The sequence below is a fragment of the Cedecea sp. VD22 genome (assembly GCF_037150195.1).
Classification (GTDB): Bacteria; Pseudomonadota; Gammaproteobacteria; order Enterobacterales; family Enterobacteriaceae; genus Cedecea.
The window spans coordinates 1,188,588-1,212,470 of the sequence record NZ_JBBCPX010000001.1 but is presented as its reverse complement, the minus strand read 5'-3'; the positions used below and the strand labels follow the sequence as shown (position 1 = coordinate 1,212,470).

25 protein-coding genes and 1 pseudogene are annotated in these 23,883 nt (G+C 55.5%); 14 read left to right on the top strand and 12 right to left on the bottom strand.

Going from position 1 to position 23,883, the window contains the following annotated elements; translation table 11 throughout:
• Positions 1-12 precede the first annotated feature (12 nt).
• The 11 genes and pseudogenes from fliJ to lpxO all read left to right on the top strand — a co-directional run bounded on the left by fliJ (position 13) and on the right by lpxO (position 7,948).
• On the top strand, positions 13-456 hold the full coding sequence (gene fliJ / locus WFK85_RS05745; protein WP_008458139.1) for a flagellar export protein FliJ: 444 nt from the start codon (positions 13-15) through the stop codon (positions 454-456).
• The gene (locus WFK85_RS05740; protein ID WP_166991503.1) at positions 453-1,694 is read left to right on the top strand and encodes a flagellar hook-length control protein FliK; all 1,242 of its coding nucleotides are present in this window, start codon (positions 453-455) and stop codon (positions 1,692-1,694) included. The genes fliJ and WFK85_RS05740 overlap by 4 nt, the downstream gene beginning before the upstream one ends.
• A gap of 121 nt (positions 1,695-1,815) precedes the next feature.
• Positions 1,816-2,283, top strand: a complete 468-nt coding sequence (fliL, locus tag WFK85_RS05735) for a flagellar basal body-associated protein FliL (RefSeq protein ID WP_008458135.1) — start codon at positions 1,816-1,818, stop codon at positions 2,281-2,283.
• Positions 2,284-2,287: 4 nt separating this feature from the next.
• Positions 2,288-3,292, top strand: coding sequence for a flagellar motor switch protein FliM (gene fliM / locus WFK85_RS05730; RefSeq protein ID WP_166872879.1), 1,005 nt, complete (start codon positions 2,288-2,290; stop codon positions 3,290-3,292).
• The gene (fliN, locus tag WFK85_RS05725) at positions 3,289-3,699 is read left to right on the top strand and encodes a flagellar motor switch protein FliN (RefSeq protein ID WP_008458131.1); all 411 of its coding nucleotides are present in this window, start codon (positions 3,289-3,291) and stop codon (positions 3,697-3,699) included. Before fliM ends, fliN begins: the two co-directional genes overlap by 4 nt.
• A complete protein-coding gene (fliO, locus tag WFK85_RS05720) occupies positions 3,700-4,080 on the top strand; it encodes a flagellar biosynthetic protein FliO (RefSeq protein ID WP_336707593.1) in 381 nt (126 codons plus the stop codon).
• A complete protein-coding gene (gene fliP / locus WFK85_RS05715; RefSeq protein WP_008458126.1) occupies positions 4,080-4,820 on the top strand; it encodes a flagellar type III secretion system pore protein FliP in 741 nt (246 codons plus the stop codon). Before fliO ends, fliP begins: the two co-directional genes overlap by 1 nt.
• 12 nt (positions 4,821-4,832) lie before the next feature.
• Positions 4,833-5,102 carry a flagellar biosynthesis protein FliQ gene (gene fliQ / locus WFK85_RS05710; RefSeq protein ID WP_008458124.1) on the top strand — a complete coding sequence of 90 codons (270 nt, stop codon included), beginning with the start codon at positions 4,833-4,835 and terminating at the stop codon, positions 5,100-5,102.
• A pseudogene (gene fliR / locus WFK85_RS05705) lies at positions 5,099-5,891 on the top strand (flagellar biosynthetic protein FliR); the annotation flags it as partial. The gene fliQ and the pseudogene fliR, both read left to right, overlap by 4 nt.
• A 342-nt stretch (positions 5,892-6,233) precedes the next feature.
• Complete coding sequence (gene rcsA, locus WFK85_RS05700; protein WP_008458120.1) at positions 6,234-6,857, top strand: transcriptional regulator RcsA; 624 nt, start codon at positions 6,234-6,236, stop codon at positions 6,855-6,857.
• A gap of 182 nt (positions 6,858-7,039) precedes the next feature.
• Positions 7,040-7,948 (top strand): lipid A hydroxylase LpxO, encoded by a 909-nt coding sequence (gene lpxO / locus WFK85_RS05695; protein WP_008458118.1) that lies wholly within the window; start codon positions 7,040-7,042, stop codon positions 7,946-7,948.
• 107 nt (positions 7,949-8,055) lie between these two features.
• Here the strand turns inward: lpxO and dsrB are convergent, their stop codons facing one another.
• Complete coding sequence (gene dsrB, locus WFK85_RS05690) at positions 8,056-8,244, bottom strand: protein DsrB (protein ID WP_008458116.1); 189 nt, start codon at positions 8,242-8,244, stop codon at positions 8,056-8,058.
• A gap of 129 nt (positions 8,245-8,373) precedes the next feature.
• Here dsrB and yodD point away from each other — a divergent pair, with 129 nt between their 5' ends.
• The gene (gene yodD / locus WFK85_RS05685) at positions 8,374-8,607 is read left to right on the top strand and encodes a YodD family peroxide/acid resistance protein (protein ID WP_008458114.1); all 234 of its coding nucleotides are present in this window, start codon (positions 8,374-8,376) and stop codon (positions 8,605-8,607) included.
• A 437-nt stretch (positions 8,608-9,044) separates the two neighbouring features.
• Here the strand turns inward: yodD and dgcQ are convergent, their stop codons facing one another.
• From dgcQ to WFK85_RS05670, 3 genes are all read right to left on the bottom strand, one after another.
• Positions 9,045-10,712 (bottom strand): cellulose biosynthesis regulator diguanylate cyclase DgcQ, encoded by a 1,668-nt coding sequence (dgcQ, locus tag WFK85_RS05680; protein ID WP_336707588.1) that lies wholly within the window; start codon positions 10,710-10,712, stop codon positions 9,045-9,047.
• A gap of 186 nt (positions 10,713-10,898) precedes the next feature.
• Positions 10,899-11,078 carry a YodC family protein gene (locus tag WFK85_RS05675; RefSeq protein WP_008458110.1) on the bottom strand — a complete coding sequence of 60 codons (180 nt, stop codon included), beginning with the start codon at positions 11,076-11,078 and terminating at the stop codon, positions 10,899-10,901.
• A gap of 93 nt (positions 11,079-11,171) precedes the next feature.
• Positions 11,172-12,086 carry a DUF808 family protein gene (locus tag WFK85_RS05670; protein ID WP_166991494.1) on the bottom strand — a complete coding sequence of 305 codons (915 nt, stop codon included), beginning with the start codon at positions 12,084-12,086 and terminating at the stop codon, positions 11,172-11,174.
• 172 nt (positions 12,087-12,258) lie between these two features.
• On the opposite strand from WFK85_RS05670, the gene yedA reads away from it, so the two are divergent.
• Positions 12,259-13,176, top strand: coding sequence for a drug/metabolite exporter YedA (yedA, locus tag WFK85_RS05665; protein ID WP_166991491.1), 918 nt, complete (start codon positions 12,259-12,261; stop codon positions 13,174-13,176).
• On the opposite strand, the gene WFK85_RS05660 is transcribed toward yedA, so the two are convergent.
• From WFK85_RS05660 to WFK85_RS05630, 7 genes are all read right to left on the bottom strand, one after another.
• Complete coding sequence (locus WFK85_RS05660; RefSeq protein ID WP_166991488.1) at positions 13,177-13,677, bottom strand: DNA mismatch endonuclease Vsr; 501 nt, start codon at positions 13,675-13,677, stop codon at positions 13,177-13,179.
• Positions 13,678-13,689: 12 nt separating this feature from the next.
• Positions 13,690-15,099 carry a DNA cytosine methyltransferase gene (locus WFK85_RS05655; RefSeq protein WP_336707585.1) on the bottom strand — a complete coding sequence of 470 codons (1,410 nt, stop codon included), beginning with the start codon at positions 15,097-15,099 and terminating at the stop codon, positions 13,690-13,692.
• A 97-nt stretch (positions 15,100-15,196) separates the two neighbouring features.
• Positions 15,197-15,892: a phosphohydrolase gene (locus tag WFK85_RS05650; protein ID WP_008458100.1), complete on the bottom strand. Its 696-nt coding sequence runs from the start codon at positions 15,890-15,892 to the stop codon at positions 15,197-15,199.
• A 49-nt stretch (positions 15,893-15,941) separates the two neighbouring features.
• Positions 15,942-17,480, bottom strand: a complete 1,539-nt coding sequence (locus WFK85_RS05645) for a fructose PTS transporter subunit IIA (RefSeq protein WP_336707583.1) — start codon at positions 17,478-17,480, stop codon at positions 15,942-15,944.
• Positions 17,481-17,492: 12 nt separating this feature from the next.
• The gene (locus WFK85_RS05640; RefSeq protein ID WP_166991482.1) at positions 17,493-20,081 is read right to left on the bottom strand and encodes a glycoside hydrolase family 38 C-terminal domain-containing protein; all 2,589 of its coding nucleotides are present in this window, start codon (positions 20,079-20,081) and stop codon (positions 17,493-17,495) included.
• A gap of 109 nt (positions 20,082-20,190) precedes the next feature.
• Positions 20,191-21,306, bottom strand: coding sequence for a PTS fructose transporter subunit IIC (locus WFK85_RS05635; protein WP_336707580.1), 1,116 nt, complete (start codon positions 21,304-21,306; stop codon positions 20,191-20,193).
• The gene (locus tag WFK85_RS05630; RefSeq protein ID WP_008458091.1) at positions 21,299-21,613 is read right to left on the bottom strand and encodes a PTS fructose transporter subunit IIB; all 315 of its coding nucleotides are present in this window, start codon (positions 21,611-21,613) and stop codon (positions 21,299-21,301) included. The genes WFK85_RS05635 and WFK85_RS05630 overlap by 8 nt, the downstream gene beginning before the upstream one ends.
• Positions 21,614-21,692: 79 nt before the next feature.
• Between WFK85_RS05630 and WFK85_RS05625 the strand changes: the two genes are divergently transcribed.
• Complete coding sequence (locus WFK85_RS05625; protein WP_166991476.1) at positions 21,693-21,845, top strand: hypothetical protein; 153 nt, start codon at positions 21,693-21,695, stop codon at positions 21,843-21,845.
• A gap of 487 nt (positions 21,846-22,332) precedes the next feature.
• Here the strand turns inward: WFK85_RS05625 and drpB are convergent, their stop codons facing one another.
• Entirely contained in the window at positions 22,333-22,605 is a 273-nt protein-coding gene (drpB, locus tag WFK85_RS05620; RefSeq protein WP_008458086.1) for a cell division protein DrpB, read from the bottom strand.
• Between the last annotated feature and the right edge of the window lie 1,278 nt (positions 22,606-23,883).

Sequence of the window (23,883 nt, the reverse complement as noted above, 5' to 3'; positions counted from 1 at the left end):
TGAGAGGTGACCATGAACCAAAACAGCGCACTGGATACTTTGCGTGAACTCGCCGCCCAGGAAGTGGAAAAAGCGGCGATTCGTTTAGGGGAGATGCGCCGGGGTTGCCAGCAGGCGGAAGAGCAACTCAACATGCTGATTAACTATCAGTTTGAGTACAGCAACAGCCTGAATGACAACATGAGCCAGGGGATTGCCAGCACCCGCTGGCAGAACTACCAGCAGTTTATACGCACGCTGGAAAAAGCCATCGAACAGCACCGCCAGCAGCTGATGCAGTGGTCCAATAAAGTTGATCAGGCATTGGGTGCATGGCAGGAAAAACAAAAGCGCCTGCAGGCATGGCAAACCCTGCAGGACAGAAAGGCAGCGGAGCTGTTGCTCGCAGAGAACAGACTCGATCAGAAGCAGATGGACGAATACGCCCAGCGGGCCACATTGAGGAAAGGTGAATGATCACATTGCCAAAAATTCTGTTAAACACCGGGGCCGATACCGCTGCAGCCGGGGATGCAAAAGTCGCGGACGGCAAAGGCTTCGGTGAAGACTTCCTGACGCTGCTGGGCAAAGCTTTGCCGGCAAACGTCGCTTTGGAGGACGGCAAATCGCTGCCTCTGGGCGCGGCGTTAAGCAAAGTTGCCGCGGCCAATGCGGCTAAACGTGAGCCCCAGGACGGCCAGGCAGCTCTCGCTGAACTGCTGAACTCACCGGAGCAACCTGAAGCGCTTTCCACCCTGCTCACTTCCCTCGGCAAAACAGAAACGGGTGATAAGCCAGAGGCGGAGCTGAAAGACGCCAAAACCGATAAGCCTCTGAGCGACGCGGAGCTGCAAACGCTTAGCGCGCTGTTTGCGATGCTGCCTCAGCCCGTGACCGCTGCACAGCCCGCGGCGCTAGCTAAAACAGCTACCGACACGGCATCGCTGTCCGCCCTGACTTCTGCGGCAGGGAATACCGCAGGCAAAAATACCGCGGACAGCCTGCTGCCTGTTGGCGGCAGCGCGAAGAAAACCGCTCCGGCGGGTGCAACGCTTGCAGACAGTAAATCTGTTGCAGCCAATACCCCGGCAGCTGCTCAGCCTCAGGGGGATGACAAAGCCCAACTGGTCGCCAGTAACACGCCTGACAGCCGAGATAACGCTGCTCCGCAGGCAAATAACACCGCCCCAGTTACGGCGCAGTTAACCCCGGCCATCAGCAGCGCCACCGTCGCTACCCCAACCACAACGCACATCGCTACCCCTACGGCACCGATGATCAGCGCCCAGTTAGGAAGCCATGAGTGGCAACAGCAGATTTCTCAGCACGTTACGCTGTTTACCCGCCAGGGCCAGCACAGCGCCGAGCTGAGATTACACCCGGAAGATCTCGGTCAGGTGCAAATTAGTCTAAAACTAGAAGATAACCAGGCGCAGCTGCAGATGATGTCACCGCACAGTCACGTGCGCGCCGCGCTTGAAGCCGCGCTGCCGTCACTGCGTACTGCGCTGGCGGAAAGCGGTATCCAGCTTGGCCAGAGCAACATCAGCAGCGAAAGCTTCGCTCAGCAGCAGTCCGGCCAGCAGCAACAGCAGCAAAGCACGCGCGGCGGGGAACGTTTTTCCCTTAATGGCAATGACGTCGAACCGCTCCCGGTGGCCGATAGCCTGCAGCGTCTGGCCAGCAGCAACGGTGCGGTGGATATCTTCGCCTGAGCCCCGTTAAAGGGTAAACGCCAGAGCTAGCGACAATAAACGTGTGTTTTCCGGGCTTTGACCGCCCGGAGACACGGGATAATTGCTATTCAGCAGTACCGATACAGGAATAAAGCGTTCAATGACTGATACCGCTATCACGAAAGGCCGTAAACGCGCCATCTGGGTGCCGATACTGGTTCTTATTACACTCGCCGCGTGCGCCACCGCAGGCTACAGCTACTGGCGCATGCAGCAAACGCCAGCCACAGCCCAGGCTAAAACGCCTGAGCCGCCGCCTGCGCCAGTGTTCTTCGCTCTGGATACGTTTACCGTCAATCTGGGTGATGCGGATCGCGTGTTGTACATCGGCGTCACGCTGCGTTTGAAAGATGAAGCGACCCGCCAGCGCCTGAGCGAATTCCTGCCGGAAGTCCGCAGCCGTCTGTTGCTGCTGTTCTCTCGCCAGGACGCCAATCAGCTTGCTACCGATGCCGGTAAGCAGAAGCTGGTGGAAGCGATTAAAACTACTCTGGCGCCGCCTCTGGTCGCCGGGCAACCTCAACAGGTAGTCAGCGACGTGCTGTATACCGCCTTTATCTTGCGGTAAGTCCATGGGCGACAGTATTCTTTCTCAGGCCGAAATCGATGCGCTGTTAAACGGCGACAGTGAGAATAACGACGAGCCGAAGGCCGGGGCGCCGGGCGAATCCGATATTCGTCCCTATGACCCGAATACCCAGCGTCGCGTGGTGCGTGAGCGCCTGCAAGCGCTGGAAATTATTAACGAGCGTTTTTCTCGTCAGTTCCGTATGGGGCTGTTTAACCTGCTGCGTCGTAGCCCGGACATCACCGTCGGGGCCATCCGTATCCAGCCGTATCATGAGTTTGCCCGCAACCTGCCGGTACCAACTAACCTGAACCTGATTCACCTGAAACCGCTGCGCGGCACCGGGCTGTTCGTCTTTTCACCCAGCCTGGTGTTTATTGCGGTAGACAACCTGTTTGGCGGGGATGGCCGCTTCCCAACGAAAGTGGAAGGCCGGGAGTTTACCCACACCGAACAGCGCGTGATCAACCGTATGCTGAAGCTGGCGCTGGAATCCTACAGCGACGCGTGGAAGGCGATTTACCCGCTGGACGTGGAATACGTTCGTTCGGAGATGCAGGTTAAATTTACCAACATCACCACGTCGCCTAACGACATCGTGGTTAACACCCCGTTCCACGTCGAAATTGGCAACCTGACCGGGGAGTTCAACATCTGCCTGCCGTTCAGCATGATTGAACCGCTGCGCGAGCTGCTGGTGAACCCTCCGCTGGAGAACTCCCGTCAGGAAGATCAAAGCTGGCGCGACACCCTGGTGCGTCAGGTGCAGCATTCCGAGCTGGAATTGGTGGCGAACTTCGCCGATATCCCGCTGCGGTTATCCCAAATCCTAAAACTGAAACCTGGCGATGTGCTGCCCATCGAAAAGCCAGATCGTATTATCGCGCACGTGGATGGCGTACCGGTCCTGACCAGCCAGTACGGCACCATTAACGGCCAGTATGCCCTGCGCGTCGAACATTTGATCAACCCGATATTGAATTCGCTGAATGAGGAACAGCCCAAATGAGTGATATTAATCAACCGTCCGATGACAATGCAGGCTCAGTGGACGATCTGTGGGCTGATGCGTTAAACGAGCAGAAAAGTTCCGGGAAAAGTACCGCGGATAACGTATTCCGCGCGCTGGAAGGCAATGACATTGCCGGCAACGTGCAGGATATCGACCTGATCATGGACATTCCGGTCAAGCTGACCGTCGAACTGGGCCGTACCCGCATGACCATCAAAGAGCTGCTGCGCCTGACGCAGGGTTCCGTGGTCGCGCTTGACGGACTGGCCGGCGAGCCGCTGGATATTCTGATCAACGGTTACCTGATTGCCCAGGGGGAAGTGGTTGTCGTCGCCGACAAATACGGCGTGCGAATTACCGACATCATCACCCCATCAGAACGTATGCGTCGCCTGAGCCGCTAAATGACAACCCAGGCCACCGTCACTCAGCCCAGCGTCAACGCCAGCTCGCCGCTTGTTCAGGTCAGCGGGGCGTTGGCCGGCATTGTTATTTTTATTCTGGTGGCCGCATGGCTGGCAAAGCGCTTTGGTTTTCACGGGGTGGGCGTCGGCGTAAAGAAGTCGCTGAACATCAGCGCCAGCGTGAGCGTAGGCCCGCGCGAGCGCGTTGTGGTGGTGGACGTCGAAGACGCTCGTCTGGTCCTCGGCGTCACCGCCAGCCAAATCACTCACCTGCACACTCTGCCTCCTGCGCCGGTCACGGATATGGTTGAAAAAGCCCCCGCGCCTGCCGATTTCCAGAAACTGATGAAGAACCTGCTTAAACGTAACGGGAAAGATTGATGAAACGTTTGCTGACGCTCTCGTTACCGGGCCTATTTTTGCTTCTCCCTGCGGCGGCCTTCGCACAATTACCGGGCCTGATAAGCCAGCCCCTCGCCAACGGCGGGCAGAGCTGGTCCTTGCCGGTGCAGACGCTGGTCTTTATTACCTCCCTGACCTTCCTGCCGGCCATTTTGCTGATGATGACCAGCTTTACGCGCATCATCATCGTTTTTGGCCTGCTGCGTAACGCCCTGGGCACACCGTCCGCCCCGCCTAACCAGGTGCTGGTTGGCCTGGCGCTGTTTTTGACCTTTTTTATTATGTCGCCGGTGTTCGACAAAATTTATACCGACGCCTACCAGCCCTTCAGCGAAGACAAGATCTCGATGGAAGTGGCGATGGATAAAGGCGCTCAACCGCTGCGCGAATTTATGCTGCGCCAGACCCGTGAAGCCGATCTGGCGCTGTTTGCACGTCTGGCGAACACTCAGCCGCTGCAGGGACCGGAAGCCGTGCCGATGCGTATTCTGCTGCCTGCCTATGTCACCAGCGAGCTGAAAACCGCGTTCCAGATTGGTTTTACCGTATTTATCCCGTTCCTGATTATCGACCTCGTGATCGCCAGCGTCCTGATGGCGCTCGGGATGATGATGGTTCCCCCCGCGACAATTGCCCTGCCCTTTAAGCTGATGCTTTTCGTGCTGGTCGACGGCTGGCAGCTGTTGGTGGGTTCCTTGGCGCAAAGTTTTTACAGCTAGCGGAGAAAGAAAATGACGCCAGAATCGGTCATGATGATGGGCACCGAAGCGATGAAGGTGGCCCTTGCCCTTGCGGCCCCGCTGCTGCTGGTAGCGCTGATAAGCGGCCTGGTTATCAGCCTGCTGCAGGCGGCCACGCAGATCAACGAAATGACGCTGTCGTTTATTCCAAAAATTCTGGCCGTGTTCGTGACCATCGTCATTGCCGGGCCGTGGATGCTTAACCTGCTGCTGGATTACATGCGTTCCCTGCTGACCAATCTGCCGAACACCATTGGATGATCCACGTTGACAGCACCCAGTGGCTAAACTGGCTAAGCCTCTATTTCTGGCCGCTGCTGCGCGTGCTGGCGCTGATCATGACCGCCCCCATCCTGAGCGAGCGATCGATCCCCAAGCGGGTTAAGCTTGGGCTCGGGCTGATGATCACCTTTATCATCGCGCCTTCCCTGCCCGCAACAGGGGTGACGATCTTTTCTGCCGCGGGTTTCTGGCTGGCAATACAACAAATTCTTATCGGTGTGGCGCTGGGTTTTACGATGCAGTTCGCTTTTGCTGCCGTGCGTACCGCCGGGGAACTTGTGGGCCTGCAAATGGGACTCTCTTTCGCCACCTTCTTCGATCCGGGCAGCCGCCTCAATATGCCGGTTCTGGCCCGCTTTCTTGATATTCTGGCGATGCTGCTGTTCCTGACCTTTAACGGCCATTTATGGCTGATTTCGATGCTGGTCGATACTTTTCATACCCTGCCGATCGGCGGCGAACCGATCAACAGCAACGCGTTTATGGCGCTGACCCGAGCGGGCGGTCTGATCTTTCTCAATGGCCTGATGCTGGCCCTGCCGTTAATCACTTTGTTACTAACGCTTAACATCGCCCTGGGACTGTTAAACCGTATGGCTCCCCAGCTATCGGTATTTGTTATCGGTTTCCCCGTCACCTTATCTATCGGCATGCTTATTTTTATGGTAATGATGCCGCTTATCGCCCCCTTTACCGAACATTTATTCGGCGAGATTTTTGATCTGCTCGCGGATATTGTCAGTGAAATCCCCGCAAATTAATAACCCTGATTTTCATACTGCCTCTCTGAGGATATTCCTAAAAAAATATGTTAATAACATCAGCCAAGATATATCTGGCGCGGAATATAAGTTTTTACCTTGCTCACAATACACAACATTCACTTTACTTTAAGAACATTCCTGGCAAATTATAGGCAACTTTCCGGGATAGTGATTTCGCCTTTTAAATTATTAATAATGGTTACCCATAAATAATTAGAACTGCGGAAAATGCGGCGGATTGGCTTTGCCCTGGGACTGACATTGTCACTCGCGGTACAAAACCAGTACAGCTTTCAATCTGCGCTCCTGATTATTACGGGTATAACGCGCTTAGTGAGGGTTTGCTATGTCAACGATTATTATGGACTTATGCAGCTATACCCGGCTGGGGCTTGTCGGCTACTTAGCCAGCCGCGGGGTTAGAAAACGGCATATTGCAGATGTAGAAACGGTAGAACAGCTGGCACAGGCATGCCAGTCGCAGGCACCCAGCGTGGTGTTTATTAATGAAGACTGTTTTATTCATGACCCGGAAAGCAGTCAGAGAATTAAGCAGATCATAAATCAACATCCAGGGACGCTATTTTTAGTCTTTATGGCGATTGCTAATATTCACTTTGATGAATATCTTCTGGTCAGAGAAAATCTGCTGATCAGCTCGAAATCCATCAAGCCAGAATCTTTAGACGATATTTTAGCGGAATACTTAGCAAAAAATGCACAATGTATTGGACATATTAATTTGCCGACACTTTCTCTTAGTCGCACAGAGTCCAGCATGCTAAAAATGTGGATGTCAGGACAGGGAACGATTCAAATCTCTGATCAAATGAACATCAAGGCAAAAACCGTTTCGTCTCATAAAGGAAATATTAAACGCAAAATCAAGACCCATAACAAGCAGGTGATATATCATGTAGTTCGTCTCACCGACAACGTCACCAACGGTATTTTTGTTAACCTCCGGTAGCTGACTTACTCTGCATCCCTACGCCACTTTGGCCGCAGTATTTAATCTCTGACGCCCGTCAGAGATTAAATACAAGTTAAACGACACTCTTTCCTGTAACAAAACCGCAACCTTTGCTAAAAAAAGCAGAAAAATCTCACTAGACTTACGCCATACAAGTATACATGGAGAGATTTGTTGCTATGGTAGCCGTTATTGTTCTTGGCATTTTTATTATCAGCGTCTTTTACGCCCACTCCCGCGGTGTCGAAAAACAGAAGTTTTCCCGCCAGCTTTTTGACCACTCGACCTTTATGGCCCCGGTCAATATGTTCATGACGCGTTTCTCGCGTCTGCCGCCTGAACAGCCGTATTTCCCGACCAGTGACTTTCCGGAACTGCAAAAGCTGACGGACAACTGGGAAATCATTCGAGAGGAAGCGCTGCGCCTGCAGGGCCACATTAAAGCGGCAGAAAGCCACAACGATGCCGGGTTTAATACGTTCTTCAAGCGGGGCTGGAAGCGTTTTTACCTGAAGTGGTACAGCGATGCACACCCGTCTGCGCATGAGCTTTGCCCGATCACCACAAAGCTGGTCAGCGAAATTCCGTCTGTTAAAGCGGCGATGTTCGCGGAACTCCCTGCAGGTTCTTACCTGGGCAAGCACCGGGATCCGTATGCCGGATCGGTGCGTTACCACCTTGGGCTTGCCACGCCCAACGACGACCGCTGCTTTATTGAAGTCGACCGGCAGCGCCACAGCTGGCGCGATGGCGAAGCGGTAATTTTTGATGAAACCTACGTACACTGGGCGGAAAATAAGAGCGAACAGACCCGTATTATTCTGTTCTGCGATATTGAGCGCCCGATGAAATGGCGCTGGGCGCAGGCCGTTAACCACTGGGTAGGCACCACACTGATGTCAGCCGCCAGCTCGCCAAATAGCGACAGCGACCGCACCGGCGGGCTGAACCGCATCTTCAAGTATGTTCACGCGCTGCGCGACAGCGGGCAAAACCTGAAGAAGAGAAACCGGAAAGTGTATTACGCGATGAAATATTCGGTGATTACGGTGATTTTTGCGGCGATTATTGTGCCTAGCGTGGTGTAAAGATTGCCGCTCCCCGAAAGCGAGGAGACTGTCCAGCGTCCACCTGATAGATTTCCCCCTCTCCCTTCCAGGGAGAGGGCCGGGGTGAGGGTCATACATCCTTTACCCTACTCTTCGCGCTCCACAAAAATGCCGTCCGGGTGGCCTGACTCATTAAAGAACCAGATCCCCAGCGGATAATCCTCCAGCGACACAAGATACATCGTTCCTTCGTTAAATGGCTCCACCGCCAGAACGATCCCCGAACGCCGCGGGCCGCCATCGGTCTTTACGGTCACCCGATCATTGATTTTCATGGTTATTTCCTCCAGAGACATTGCCTGCCATTGTAGATCAAAAACACCTTGAGCGCCCTTACTCCGGGCCACCTGGCGCATTATCTGAAACGGCTATACTTAAGGGTGGTAGTCAGCGAGGGTAAAGTGATGAAGAGCGTGAAAATCAGCGGCAGCGCGGCGCATCAGACAACGGAAGTGGATGTTGACGCACTGCTTGCCGCCATCAACGAAATTAGCGAAAGCGATATCCGGCACGCCAGCAGCGAGGAACACCCGCAGCGAGTGAGCGTGGATGGTCGAGACTGGCATAGCTATAAGGAGCTGGCGGATGCTTTTGAGCTGGATATTCGGGATTTTAGCGTGAATGAAATTAATCGCTAAGAAAAGCATCCCGGCCGGGGAGCCGGGATGAAAACTTGCTGAAGCAAGAAGCACTTGAAATTCGTTACATCAGGAAATCTGATGTGTTGACCACATTACCTTAAATTTTATTGAATACAAGGATATATTCTTTTCAGGAATGTCTATAACTGCACTCATTGACGCAATCAATTTGAGTCCAATGCCTTGTTAAATCGTTTTTTTAAACCTGATGCCCGCATCAAAGGGCCATTTGAGCGCTGAATAAATTAAGATTTATCCTAAACTGAACGTTCTGATTTCGCCTGCCGTACTGGGGCGAATAAAAAATAAACGCGCGTCAGCCTCGCCCACTACGTGACAAAAACATTACGCTTGCTTTAGCGAGCCGCCCCTTCGGTAACCGAATAAAACATCAGCAGGGCTTATATGATATAGCGGCCACGCCCGACGGGAAATCAGTCCTGGGTGCAAACCTGGTTGCGTCCGTTCTGCTTCGCCTTGTACAGCCGCCGGTCGGCAATGGACTGCAAATGCTCAAAATCATAATCGTGGCGCTCATGGGCGCAGCTCACGCCAAACGAGGCGCTGATTTTGAGGGTCTGTCCGGCCTGCAAAAGCAGCTCTTTGGTATTGATGCGGTGCCGAATCCGCTCGGCGACGGCTGCCGCCTCCGGAAGCTTCGTGCCTGGAAGCAGCACGCAGAACTCTTCCCCGCCCACGCGCCCGGCAACATCCTCTTCCCGAAGGGAGGAAGCAAGCAGCGCGGCGGCATGAGACAACACCTTGTCGCCGGCGTGATGCCCGTAGCGATCGTTAATGCCTTTAAAGAAATCGAGGTCCATCTGGATCACAGAGAACGGTTTTTCCTCGCGTTGGCAGTCCAGCGCCATTCCGTGAGCAATATCGAAGAAGGCGCCGCGGTTGTAGAGCCGGGTCAGGGTATCGTAATTTGCGCGCCAGCTCAGCGTTTGCTGCAGCGTCAACATATTGCTCACCAGCCGCCGAATCACCCGCCATGAGATGAACAACATCAGCGTAAAGAGCAGCCAGAGCAGCGTTAGCACAATGCTGATTCGACCAAATTCTCCCTGCACGCCCTCGCCGAGGGTATGCACTTTAATCAGCACGCCGTCAAAGTTCATCAGCTTCGCCCACGTCACGAAACGGCTGTCCATCCGCAGCTCGCCTTCTTCTCCGCTTTCCATGGAGCGGGTAATCTCAGCCTGCTGTTTGGCGCTAAACACCGGCGTCTGCGGCGCGCTGTTCGCCGCGGTGGCAATGAGCGAGAAATGCCTGTCAAACAGCATCACGGTGCCTTCATAGCGATCGTGAGACAGTTCCTGAAGGAATGCATGCATCCCGCTGACGGGAAAATCCATCGCCAGCACGCCATACCAGCGCTGATTCAGATCCAGCGGTACAGCCGCGGTAATAATCTGCCCATTTGGACTGACTGGGTTATAGGTATGCGTCCACTGCAGGCCACGGCCTGGGTTATTTTGCGGCGACTGAGCGCCAAAATAGGGCTGAGCAATGAGCCGATAATAGAGTGACACAAGGCCCGGATCGTTTTCCGGGGGCGTACTTGAGAGGAAAAAGCCCGCCCGCGAAGCGTAGAACACGCGCCTTTGCAGGTCTCGCTTGTCGTCAGCTAGCTGCATGATATAGCTGAACTCCAGCGCCGCCTCCAGCTCAGGATAAAGCCAGCGCTCATCGCGGTCGAGCACGTGGCTGTGGCTGACAAACTCGTCGGAAACGCCGTTAATCGGCATCCCGCGATTAAGATCCAGCTTTAATTGCCAGTAAGGCTGCGTTCGCTGGACGGCAAAATCCGCCAACGCCTGACGTGAAATATCGGTGGAAATAGGAGACTGCAGCGCATAATGCATGGTGTTGCGGTAAAACAGCAGGCTATCAATGCTGTGCTGCAGCTGCCGGTCCAGCGCGGTGGCAATATTATCGAGGCTGTTACGCTGGTTAGAAATATAGGCGGACTCCAGCACCGCCACTTCACGCCAGGTCAGCAGCGTTGAGCATAGAAACACAACAATAAAACAGAGGTTTACCACCCGCTGCGGTCTTTTATAGCGGCTGATAAACCGCTCAAATGTAGTACCGATCAAGGGGGATCCTCCCTGGCGGACGACCCGGCCGCGGTTATCAGTTCCTTCCGAAAACCCCGGAAGAATGAAGTCTTTACAGATTTTGCCACCGCGACAGCGCTTTGTCGAAGCTGGCCTGCCGAAAAGCGCCTTAGCCGAGGATAAAAAAACCCGGCATAGCCGGGTTCCGTTAAAAAACCAGACACATCACGCCTGCTGATGCTCTCTGGTTTCCGCTGGCGCAAGGTCATCCTCACGAAACGCCTCGCGCTTTACGCCGTATCCGTCGTACCAACGGCACTCCACCATGCCACTGGAATAACCCGTGACAATCATGCGTGGACCGCCGTTCTTACGCCGGACTTCATCGCTGACCACATAAACCATAGCCGCCTCCGGCGTTAGGGGTGAAAACCTCTAAAGGTATAGTCAATGGTCAGCGTTTTTTCCTGACTAAAGCGTTATTTTTTCATCTCGAACTTAGTGTGAAGCGCTCCCGCGAAGGTGATTTATGCCGTTCACCACCAGCAGCACAACACCGCCCGCAATAAAGCCGAGCACCAGGTTGGCAAGCGTCGGACCGGCAAGCTCAACCACGCCGCCAAACTGCCCCATCCATTGCTCAATGCCGTGATGAAGCACGGGCACGCCGTGCACCAGGATACCGCCGCCGACGAGGAACATCGCCAGCGTCCCGACAAACGTGAGGGTTTTCATTAGCCAGGGAGCAAGAATAAGCAGCCCTTTCCCCACCGCCTGTGCCAGCGCCGCACGCTTATCCGCCAGCCAGTATCCGAGATCGTCAATTTTCACAATCATCCCGACCAGGCCGTACACGCCGATAGTCACCAGAATGGCTATTCCTGCCAGGATTAACACCTGATTTAGCAGCGGCGCTTCCGCCACAATGCCAAGCGTGATGGCAACGATTTCCGCCGAAAGAATAAAGTCCGTGCGCACCGCGCCTTTCACCTTATCTTTTTCAAAGGCCAGCGGGTCCTGGGCGGCAACGGCCTCCAGCCTCGCCTGCTTTTCCTCCGCGCTTTCTTTGCGTTTTCTCGCCTGCAGGCTGTGCAGCACTTTTTCCACGCCTTCAAAACATAAAAACGCGCCGCCCACCATCAGCAGCGGCGTAATTGCCCAGGGCGCAAAGGCGCTAATAACCAGTGCCAGAGGCACCAGGATAAGCTTATTTAGAAACGATCCTTTTGCCACGCTCCAGACGACAGGCAGTTCCCGATTCGCGCGCAGGCCAGAAACCTGCTGAGCATTCAGCGAGAGGTCATCGCCCAGGACGCCTGCCGTTTTTTTTGCCGCGAGTTTGCCCATAACTGAAATGTCGTCCAGCAGCGTGGCGATGTCGTCGAGCAAAGTGAGTAAGCTACTTCCAGCCAAAATATCTGTCCTTATTGATGTCGATACCCAAGAGTATGAAGCAAAAAGCGCGCCGCGAAAAATCGCCGCGCTTGTCAATAAAAATTAACATTACATCAACAAGTATAAAGCTCGCTATCCGCCCACTTTTGGCGTTAACTGTCGGCCTGAAATTGGTGTCTGGTGAGGGATTATGCGAGCTCGTTCTGGTCAATTAGTGCCGCTGATAGCGGCGCTGTTTGCGTTGTACATCATCTGGGGTTCAACCTATTTGGCGCTGGCTATCGGGGTAAAAACCTGGCCGCCGTTTATCCTCGCCGGTACGCGCTTTATGCTTGCGGGTTCGCTGCTGATGGGCATTCTCCTGCTTCGCGGCCACAAGCTGCCCAAACTGCGCCCGACGCTTAACGCCGCCCTTATCGGCGTGCTTCTGTTGGCCATCGGCAACGGCTGCGTCACGGTGGCCGAGCACCAGCACGTCCCTTCCGGCATTGCCGCCGTCATGGTCGCCACCGTGCCGCTGTTTACCCTCTGCTTCAGTCGCCTGTTTGGCATTAAAACGCGCAAGCTGGAGTGGCTCGGGATTGCCATTGGCCTCGCGGGTATTGTGTTGCTGAACAGCGGCGGCAATCTCAGCGGTAACCCCTTCGGCGCTGTTTTAATTCTTATTGGCTCCCTGAGCTGGGCGTTTGGGTCTGTTTACGGGTCGCGCATCGAACTGCCCGAAGGCATGATGGCGGGCGCGGTGGAAATGCTGGCAGCCGGGATTGTGGCGCTCAGCCTTGCGGCGCTCACCGGCGAACGGCTGACAACGATGCCGAACACCTCCGGCTGGCTGGCGCTGGGTTATCTCGCGCTGTTTGGCTCGATGATCTCCATCAGCGCCTATATGTACCTGATTCGAAATGTCTCCCCGGCGGTGGCGACCAGTTATGCCTACGTCAACCCGGTGGTGGCCGTGCTGCTGGGCACCACCTTTGCGGGGGAAAGCCTGTCGGCGATTGAATGGCTGGCGCTGGGGATCATTATTTTTGCCGTGGTGCTGGTCACGCTGGGTAAATACCTGTTCCCGGCCAAACCGGTGATTGAGACGTGTGAAGTCGAAAAATAGTTAGTCAGTGGCCAGCCTCTGCTGGCCACTGTCGTGTCGCTGATGAATCCCGGTCACGTTAATTTCCGCGCTACGCCCGCCGCTGCAAATCCACTCTTCTAACCGTTCACACAGCGCCCGATCCTGCATTTTCTCACGGCCACGCAGCGCGCATTCCCAGACAATTAAAACTCGCCAGCCCTGCGCCAGCAAAAGCGCCGTGTCTCGCTTATCCCGCACAACGTTGCGGCCTATTTTTTCCAGCCAGAACTCGGTGCGCGTGGCCGGGACTTTAAACAAATAGCAGTCGTGATGATGCCAGAAACAGCCGTGGGTAAAGATAACGCAGCGGTATTCATCCACCACAAAATCAGGTTTGCCGGGCAGTGCGGCATCCTGCACGCGAAAGCTAAACCCGCACTCTGCCAGCAGTCCAGCCAGACGTTTTTCAATGGCGGTGTCACGCGTGGCAATCGCCCGCATGTTTTTACTGCGTATCGCTTTGCTGTGTACATCCGCCATTTCTTTCTCCGCTTAGCGCTTTTTCACCGCTTGCTTGATCACCGGCTCCAGCAGTTTAGCCACCGCGGCAAACGCGGGAACGACGACGGAGTTGCCAAACTGGCGATAAGCCTGGGTGTCAGACACCGGGATGCGGAACGCTTTCCCTTTCGGCGCTTCAAACCCCATCAGCCTGGCGCACTCGCGCGGCGTCAGGCGACGCGGCCTGTTCACCTGGTTATCAGGATGGTTAAAATCTGCCTCGCCCAGCGCCATGTCCCAGCCGCGATCGACCAGGATCTCCGCGCCATCTTTGAAATAACGAGCCGACAGCGTTCTTGCTACGCTTGCCGGGTTTTTCGGGTCAACCAGGCCGTAACCAAAGCCGTTGCCCTTGGCCTGGTGCTTCTTCGCGTAGTTATAGAGGTATTTCCACAGCGTCGGGGTCAGCACATATTTCGCGTCAACCTCATCGTCCAGCAGCTCGCCAAAGGTCGGGCGACGAGCCGGATAGAATTCGCTCAGTTTCGCCAGCGTCACCGCCGTATCCAGTTTCAAATCGCGGCGCGTGCCGACCAGCACAATGCGTTCCCGGTGCTGCGGCAGGAAATTTTTACCGTCGACAATTTTCGGATCGTCACGCCCGGAAACCGCGGCATTAGCCACGTCGTAACCCAGCTCGTCCAGGGTCTGCATGATAATGCGGAACGTATTGCCTTTATCATGGCTCTTCAGGTTCTTAACGTTCTCCAGCACAAAAACCGGGGGACGTTTGGCGGCAATGATCCGCGCCACGTCGAAGAACAGCGTGCCCTGCGTTTCACAGGCAAAACCGTGCGCGCGCCCAAGGGCGTTTTTCTTCGACACGCCCGCCAGCGAAAACGGCTGGCAGGGGAAACCGGCCAGCAGCACATCATGGTCGGGCAGCGTGGCCTGGATGTGGGCCGTCGCCTGCTCGTCCGTGACGTCGCCACGGTTGCTGAGCGTCACGTCTCGGATATCTTCATTGAACTGGTGCTGCGTCGGGTCGCAGTACCAGTTTGCCTTGTAGGTCCTCACCGCGTATTTATTCCATTCGCTGGTAAACACGCACTGGCCGCCGATGGCCTCAAAGCCGCTGCGGATCCCGCCTATCCCGGCAAACAGGTCGATAAAACGAAAAGCATAGCGCCCGTGATGCGCCGGCGGCGACGGCAGCATACTTTGCAGCATCTGCACTTCCACTTCGGTTAAACCACGAGGCGCAGACTTGCCGTTATACCAGCGGTTCAGGGACTCACGCGTCCAGTCGCCTCCCACCTGACGCAGGCGGAGCGCAACGGTTTTTTGATCGTAGATTTCAAGTAAACGGCTGACCAGCGCATTGTCTTCTTCTTGTTGAGTTTGTTTGTGGCGCTGTGCCTGAAGGGAGAGGTGTTCTGCTATCGCGTCAAGATCGTTCATCGTGAACCAAAAATGGGAAAAGGGAGTGAAACTGTATCACCGATTTGACCCAGAAAAAATGAAAACAGCCCGCAGAATGGACTGCGGGCCGGAAGGATTAAGCCTGTGATTTAAAACGCTGCAGGACCTGCTCGTCCACCTGCAGGTAGTCGCCTTTCAGCTCGGCGCACAGCTTTGCCATATAGCCGACGAGGAAATCCGCATTGTGCCGCGCCAGCGCGCGCCCGGCTTCGGTTTGCATTGACTCCGGCAGGCGCAGAAGCTTTTTCTGGAAATGGTCCACCGAATACTGCGTATCGTCCAGTTCACGGCGATCGGCCAGCGGATCGTCGCTGTCAAACAGCGAACGCCCCAGCGCGCCGGAAACATAAAACACCCGCGCCAGGCCTATCGCGCCCAACGATTCCAGCCTGTCCGCATCCTGCACTACTTTCGCTTCCAGCGTCTGCGGCGCAATAGCCGCGCTGAAACTGTGGGCCCGCACCGCATGGGCTACATCGTCATACAGCTCGCGGGGGAAGTCCGGGAAATGCGTTTCCAGAATACGCAGCGTCTCCTGCGCCGCCTGCGTTGAGGCCAGATGCCGCTCCGGGTGGTTCTTGGGCAGGTTAACGATGTCGTGGAAGTAGCAGGCGGTCAGCACCACCAGCCTGTCCGCCTCCGTCCCTTCCATAATATGCTGGGCGGTTTTCCATACGCGCCGAAAATGCGCCACGTCATGGGCTTTGTCATCCTGCGCCCAGTTCTCAATCAAATAGTTCTCAAACTGCTGCTGCCAGCGGGCAATCGGCATACACGTACTCCCCTTCTCGTGAAAAGCGCCAGTCTGAGTATAACCAGATTTATGACAAGATTATGACTTCCTCGCGGAACACATCCACCACGGCCTGCGCCGTTGCCGCGGTCAGCAGCCTCTCTCGGAAGGATTCATGCATCAGCCGACGGGCTAAAACTGAGAATATCCGCATATGCTGCGCCTGCTCCTGCTCGCTGAGCGTCAGCATAATCACCAGCCGCACCGCCACGCCGTCTCCCCAGTCCAGCGGATCTGCCAGCCGCAGGACGGAAATACTGCTGCGGGAGATCGCGGCAGACTTACAGTGCGGAATGGCGATGGAAAAGCCCAGCGCGGTGGTAAAGACCGCTTCACGCTGCCAGATGGCCTGCTCGGCGAGCGTCGCAGAAAGCGCCCGTCCCTGAACGTCAAGGTTATCCGTCAGCCGTTTAATCACCTCATGCTTGTCATGAAGCTTTTCATCCAGAAACACCAGCGCCGGGCTGAACATGTCCGCTTCCTCGCTTACGGGTTCAGCAGCATACTTTTTGCATTCCAGCGCGTACCAGCGCTGCGCCACCTCATCGGGTGCCGCCAGCACAAACCCGTGTCCGGCGCTCAGCAAGTATGCCCCTGCTCCTGCGGCAAAGAGCGGCTTCGTCGAGGCCAGGCACAATAGCGGCGTCGCAAACGCTCGGGCGAGTATTGCGGTATGGGACGTTTCGCCGCCTGTCGGCATCACAATCCCCCGCAGAAATGGCCCTTGCAGCATGAGCAACTGGCCCGGCGTCAGCACGCCATCACCAATCACCAGCGCGTCTTCATCCAGTTGCGGCAGCCCCAGCCACGGATTGCCGGTCAGTTCGGCCGCAATCCTCAGCCCCAGGTCAAAAACATCCAGCTCCCGCTGGCGGAGATATTCGCTGTCGCTTTGCCGGAAAGGCTCCCGCAGTACGTCCAGCGCTTTTGCCAACGCGGCCAGCGTATTGCGGGCGTCATGCTCGTCCAGCAGGCACTCTTCAACGGTTTCATCCTCCAGCAGCTGACTTTGCGCATCCAGAATCTGCGCCGCTTCATCCGCCTGCTGGCTGATATCGTCCCGTAAACGCATCCGCGCAGCCTGCAGGGCGACAATCAGTCGCTGTTGCTGCAGAGGAAAAGGTTCTTCATCGTGCCGCAGCGCCAGCGCGTGGAGATCGATCTGCTCAACAAAAACGGCCTTTGCCAGCGCCGCCCCCGGACTAACGCCCTTCCCTTGCCAGACAGGGGATGCACTTCGGGAAAGGAACACCGGCAGCGGTTGCTCTTCTTCAACGGCAGCGGCCAGCGGCGAATCACACTGCGCGAACTCATGCCCAATAAAATGGCCGAGCGCCTGCCGGGCCGCCTGCTCGTCTGGCCCCTCTATCAGCAACCGACACTCATCGCCTCCGGCAACATCTGCCCCCACCAGCGCCAGGACGCTCTTGGCATCCCCCTGGCGTGACTTAGTCTGGTTCACTAGCGTCACCGAGGAAACAAAGCGTGAAGCCTGCCGCTCAAGCGCGCTTGCGGGCCTGGCGTGAAGTCCATTCACCAGCGGGCAACGAAATAACAATGTCTGCATAGGGATTGCGCCTTATTCAAATGAGCGAATGAGCCAGGAAACCGGCGTACTTGCTTCGACAGCGCCCGTTGGCGTGGCCGGAATTTCCGCTAGCGTGACCTGCTCCAGCGTGCCGTTTGCTGTCGGAGGAACGTTTTTGAGCGGCGTCAGGCCTGGGTTCCAGCCCCTGAGCACTAACGCCTCTTCGTTTTGCGCTTTTTTCAGGGTGCTGAAATGCAGGGGGCTTTCCCAGCTCAAGACGCTGAAGTGCGGCGGGAAGGATTTCCCGTGGGGGTTGGTGCGAAAACGCGACCAGCCAGAATCCAGGTAGCCCGAAGCCGGGGTACGCCACTGCTCGACGGCCTGCCAGAACGCCGGGCTTTGCCCGTTATCCATCGGCATGACGGCCAGGTGAAACGAGTGATGACCGGGTATTTGCGAGTCAGGAGCAGGCAGCACCATGCCAGATGCCCGTCCAGGCCGCCATTCCAGCGCGGGCCGTCCGAGCCAGCCCACGCTGCGGAACAAGGTAATCGCCAGCGTATCAGGCTGCCCGACAGGAATTTCGTACTCCCGCAGCCCGGCGGTCACCACGCAGACGCCGCGCCGCGCGTGGTGCATCATCACCAGGCTCTGCATCGGCCACAGTGAGGCAGGCGCTTCCGCCCAGTTTTCTTGCTGCCAGATCTCAAGCGCACGAGGGACATTATCACGTTCTATCAGGCCAAAAGGCTGATCGGCAAAATGGGTCGACTGATATAAACCGGTGGGCAGTTCAATCTGCAAACGGTGGTCACGCAGCGTGTTGTTAACGTCAACGACAACATCCAGCCAGGCGCTTTCATGCGGCAGGGAGATGGTCATTACCACGTCCAGCCAGGCATCAAACCGCCTGGCCTCGCGTGCATCGGCATCAGCCGGGGCAGGAATGTGCAGCGTTAGCTGCAGGGTGTCTTTGAGCACGCCGCGCGTCAGCATGGCCTGCTGCAGGCAGCCTTCGCTGTTAATCTTCCAGTCAACCGTCGGCGGCGAATAGTTATAATTGTCCCCCGCGTCTTCGCCATCGACCAGCCGAAGGATGTGCGAGTAGACTTCGCCCGTGCGTTTATCGGTCAGCGTCAGCTCTCCGGCTTTATGCTCCAGCCGCAGCCAGGCGTTTTCCAGGCAGTCAATCTCCCCGGCCGGTTTATCAAACCCGGCGGCTTCCCCTTCCTGCAGGTAAAAGGTCGTGTAGCCACAGGCCGGCAGCGCCTTCGCCTCCAGCAAAATATGGCATTTACGATACCAGGTGGTTGTGGTGCTGTTGGAAAGCTCCTGCACCACCAGCGACATGTCCTGAAGCTCTTCGTGCAGCAGTTGCCAGCGGCACGGATCGCCCTCGCTATCCACGATGCGGAAGTCCTCTTCCGGGGTATAAAGCGTGAGGCTCACCTGCGTATCGCGCCGCGCGGGTAGCGGGTTAAAGACCACGATTTTTTTACCCTGCTGGCTCGCGGTAATCCCTTCCGCAAGCATTTTCATGTTCAGCTCAAACAGCTGCCCGGCACTCTCTTTGCCGGACTGCAAACGCCCCTTAACCATCTGGTTAACGCGGTCTGAATTACAGCCGCCGATGCTGTCGTGGGCGTGAGATTGCATCGCTTCCCGCCAGATGTGCTCCACCGCCTGCTGCGGATAAGGCAGCCCGAGCCGCCAGTTGAGCGCCAGCAAGGGCTCCAGCGTCTGGCTGACAAACTGTTCCAGCGAGGCATTAAGCTGCTTAATGTCCATTCGGGTAGAGAAAATACCGCGATGAATACGCATGTATTTGGGGCTGAGAAGCTCGCCGCGCAAAACAGGCAGGGTGTGCTCGTCGTCCCGCAGCGCGGCGAAGAAATCGCTGAAGCTACTGCGCCTGAAATGGTATTCGCTCTGGCTGGCATTCAGTTTTTCCAGCGCCCCAGGCACCGCATATTCGAACGGCGACTGATCGTTGCCGTTGGGGAGCAGAAGGTGATTCGTGGCGGAAAAACGCCCCTGTTTTTCCAGGATCGGCGGTAATTTTTCAGCCAGTTCCTGCGATGCCGTAGGCAGCCACTTCGCGCAGCCGTAACCCCAGGGAAGCACGGCGGTGAGCACCTGCTGCCCGCCCTGCGCCTGCCAGCAAAATTCGCTGGTCGGCACATCATGCTCGCACCACCCGCGCCAGAGCACTGCGCTGTCAATGGCGAACTCGCTTAGAAACATCGGCAACTGTGCGCTTTGCCCGAAAGAGTCTGGCACATAGCCCACCGGCATGTAGCTCCCCCAGGCTTTACAGTCCGCCAGCCCAAGCAGCAAATTGCGGGTTATCGACTCCGCGCCCACCACCAGGAAGTCACTTTGGGTGTACCACGGGCCAATCAGTATCCGCCCGTCGGCAATCAATTTTTTCAGACGAGCCAGGTGCTCTGGCGCCACCTGTAAAAAATCCTCCAGCATCACCGTTTGGCCATCCAGAATAAACGGCCCCAGCGCTTCGTCCTGTTCCAGCCGGGTGATTAAATCCCGCATAAAATAATAGAGCACGATTTTTGAGTCGTTCTCGGTGAAATACCACTCTCTGTCCCAGTGCGTGTGCTGAATTAAATGCACAGTCTTCATAATGTCACCTTATTAGCGGCTGATGAGGCACATTTAAGGCGGAGTTATCCCCGGCATGAAATACCGTAAAAACGCAGCCCATACGGCCAGAAATAAATGAACCGGGCGGCTAGCGCCCTACTTTAAATTTAGGCACGGCAGCCGAAGGTTTATTTTCAACGACGGTTTCACCCCGAAACACTAATAACGATCCCACGGCAATAATCCCTGCCCCGACGGCAATAGACAGCACATAAATGGGCCATTTATCTACCGCCAGCCAGCCGTAAAAACCCGAAATCGGCGCATGGTTTACCGCACCCAGCCCGACGGCCAGCGCGGCCCCGGTGGCTGAGCCAACCACATTGATGACGATAATTTTGGGGTTTGCCAGCGCGAAAGGAATCGCCCCTTCAGATACGCCAATCAGGCCCATCAGCGTCGAAGCCTTGCCCGCCTCGCGCAGCGAAGCCGGGAAGCGCTTAGCCCAGATGAGCGTTGCAACCCCGAGGCCAATCGGCGGGACGATAATCGCTACCTGCGCGCCGGTGTTGGGGTCGTAAATCCCGGAAGCCAGCAGCGCCATGGCGGTGGTTACCGCCGCCTTATTCACCGGACCACCCAGGTCAAAGCCCACCATTCCGCCCACGACGGCTGCCAGAATGATTTTGTTCGTCCCGGACATCGCCAGCAGCCAGGTTTCCATCCCGTGATTCAGCGCCGCCAGCGGGCCACCGATAATAAAAGCCATCACCATGCAGGTCAGCAGCGTGCCGCCTACGGGCAGGATAAAAATAGGGCCAGCCGAGGCCAGCGCAGCAGGCAGTTTGACCCAGGTTGCCAGCGCCCGCACGATGTATCCCGCAACAAAACCGGCGGCGAGCGCCCCAAGAAACCCGGTTCCCAGGCTGCTGGCCAGTAAGCCGCCCACCATCCCCGGCGCCAGCCCCGGCTTATTGGCGATGGCAAAGCTGATATACCCGGCGACCACCGGCAGCATCAGCGACAGCGCCAGGCCACCAAATCCGTCGAATTTATGCAGCATCTGCACAATGATGCTCGCCGCCTGAGCGTGGCTGGCATCCCAGATATTTTCGATGCCGTAGAGCGAAGCACCGATGCGCGCGATGCCCATGATCACCGCCCCGGCAATGACAAACGGCAGCATCCATGACACCCCGGTCATGATGGCATTTTTGACCTCTTTGCCGGTCGACATCCCCGCCTCAGCCCTGAATTTAGCCATGTGCTATCTCCGCCTCTATCGCCTCAAACACGGCCTCGCCAAACTTGATAGGATCGGCCACGCTGCACTCCAGTTTCATCATGCCGTCAAAACGTTCTTTGCCGGTAATCGCCACATCCGCCGCGAGAATCACCGCGTTGGCCCGGGCAAGATCGTCGGCGGTAATTTCGTTTTCAACGCCCATGCTGCCCTGCGTTTCGACTTTCACTTCATGCCCGCGCTGCTGACCCACCAGGGCCAGGGCCTCCGCAGCCATGTAGGTATGGGCGATGCCCGTAGGGCAAGCTGCAACACAAACGATATACATAACAACTCCTTATCTGGCTGAAGAAAGGCAATAAAAAAAGCACAATGGCTGAAAAGCGCATTGTGCTTTGGGGGCGAACATGGGCCAGCATCGCGGCGTCTCCGGCATCACCGCCGGCGTGAAGACACATCATCAGCTGATGCAGGCTGGAAATACGGCACAGGAACGAAAGTTCATAGCGTTTGCGAACGGCCAGACGGCGCGGACGCAGAGCGGTATGTTCCTTTTTTAAGGACGGAGAATGCGAATAGCGAAGTGAATGATATAGAACGCCGGCGCTGCACCAGAGCCGGGACCAATTTACGGCACAAACATTATCCAGCGAATCAAAATAAACGGCATCGTCTTTTTCCAGTTCGCTCACGCTATTAAACCAGCAGCTATTATTCAACCAAACGCGCGCCCTGCTGCCGAACATCGGCAACATAGTGCGAACAAACGTTATGATTCGAACAATATAAATGTGCATGGTTTTCCCCATAAATCTTCCCGCAGTGTAGACAGTTCGAAAAATAACAAACGTGACTTTACGCACAGTTATATAAATACGATAAACCCTCTTTTTAATGAGGAATAAATAGTATTGCAGTGCAGAGGAAAATTAAATGATGCCGGGAAAGAGCATGAAATAAATAGGCTGGCTTCAGCGGAAGTTTTACAGCGGGAAGGTATACAGCCTGAGCCACGCAAAAGCAGGTGGCTCATCGGGCAATCTGGTTTCAACGCAGCCGGTTTTCTCTGGCGCGAACAGGATAAGCACGCGGCCTTGTGTACCATGCTATCCAGCCCAGCACCGCCGCGACGGAACCTAACACCAGCAACCCCATCAGCGCCCCGAGGAGTTTACCGCTAAAGGTGCCTAAATCGCCGCTGGTTACCCCACTGACGACCCAAAAATAACGCACCATCGCCCAAACGATGTACAAACAAAAAGCATAGAACAGCCACAGCGCAATTTTACCGCCGGGGCTGCGAGTTGGTTTCGCATCCATAACGTTCGACCTAACTTTCAACTGAAACAAAAACGGGTTGTCGACCGCAGTTCCACTGCCGTCTTAGTGTGATTTTTATCACACTAACGCAGCAGATGAACCGCTATAAGCGTTAAATTTTGTTTCAAATCAAAGCGCGAGGGGCAAAAACCGGCTTTGCCCGCAAGTTTTGATTTAGTTTAAGGAAAATATTAATGGTGACGATATCTCTCGTCTAAACAAGAATCGGGCACAAATCCTCCCCTCACCCCGGCCCTCTCCCCAAAGGGGCGAGGGAGAAAACTGCAGGTCAGAACAATACGTAATCTGTTCCCTCTCCCTTTCTGGAGTGTTCAATTTGTTCCCTCTCCCTTCCAGGGAGAGGGTTAGGGTCAGTAACGAGAACACCGGGTATCAGGGAATGACGGCGATCCCCAGGCCGTTTACAAGTTAGAAAAAAACACAACTAGGGAGTGAGATAAAAAATACCCTTTATTCTCCTCCCTCAATATTCCCTCACTGAAATATAAACGAACACATTTAATTTCCACTCGCGGGTTGACAATAGTACTGCCCATGGGTAGATTTCACGGGCCGAAGTTGCGGCCTTTCCTAACCTGACATAAGAGACTAATGGATACTGAATTTAGTAGCTGCCCGAACATGGCCTTAATGGCGGTTCGGGAAAGTAAACATGAAATCGATTGTGATCACTTCTTCGTTTTGGTGTGTCTCGCCGGAGCCTGATGCTCTCGTGTTGTCCCACCTCGACCAGGGTTTTCACGGTCCCGAGGTGTGTTATGAACTTCAAATCTACCCTTTTTCCAGGTGTCAAAACAGTGACATCAACGCTGCGTGTCCGGCCGCCCCGCGATCGGGTGTTGTCCGCACGCAAAAAACAGTCAAACTCAATTTTCTCTTCGAAAATCAGTGAGTTGAATCAACGCATCACTAACTGGCGAGTCAGTCCTGTCACCGGCCAGCTGGAGCGTCGTTGCAGCTTCTCTGATGGCGAAGACCCTCAAAGTCGACCCTTCGTAGCCTGATTCAGCCGTTACGCCGTAGGTTCGTCTGCGCGCTATGCCGCAGCCCGCTTCCGTGCGCCTCGCTGAGTTACGTCACTGCTGGTACCTGTTTATTCCCTGATGCCTTCTGGCATATTTCTCAGCAGGAATAAACACGTCCCGAGAAAAGAAAATATAAACTTCTCACCTGTTTATTTTTAATAAATAAATAGTGAGAAACCCTGTGCGAAATTAATTTAAAACCGATCGCTCATGCGGCATCGGGCTATTTTCG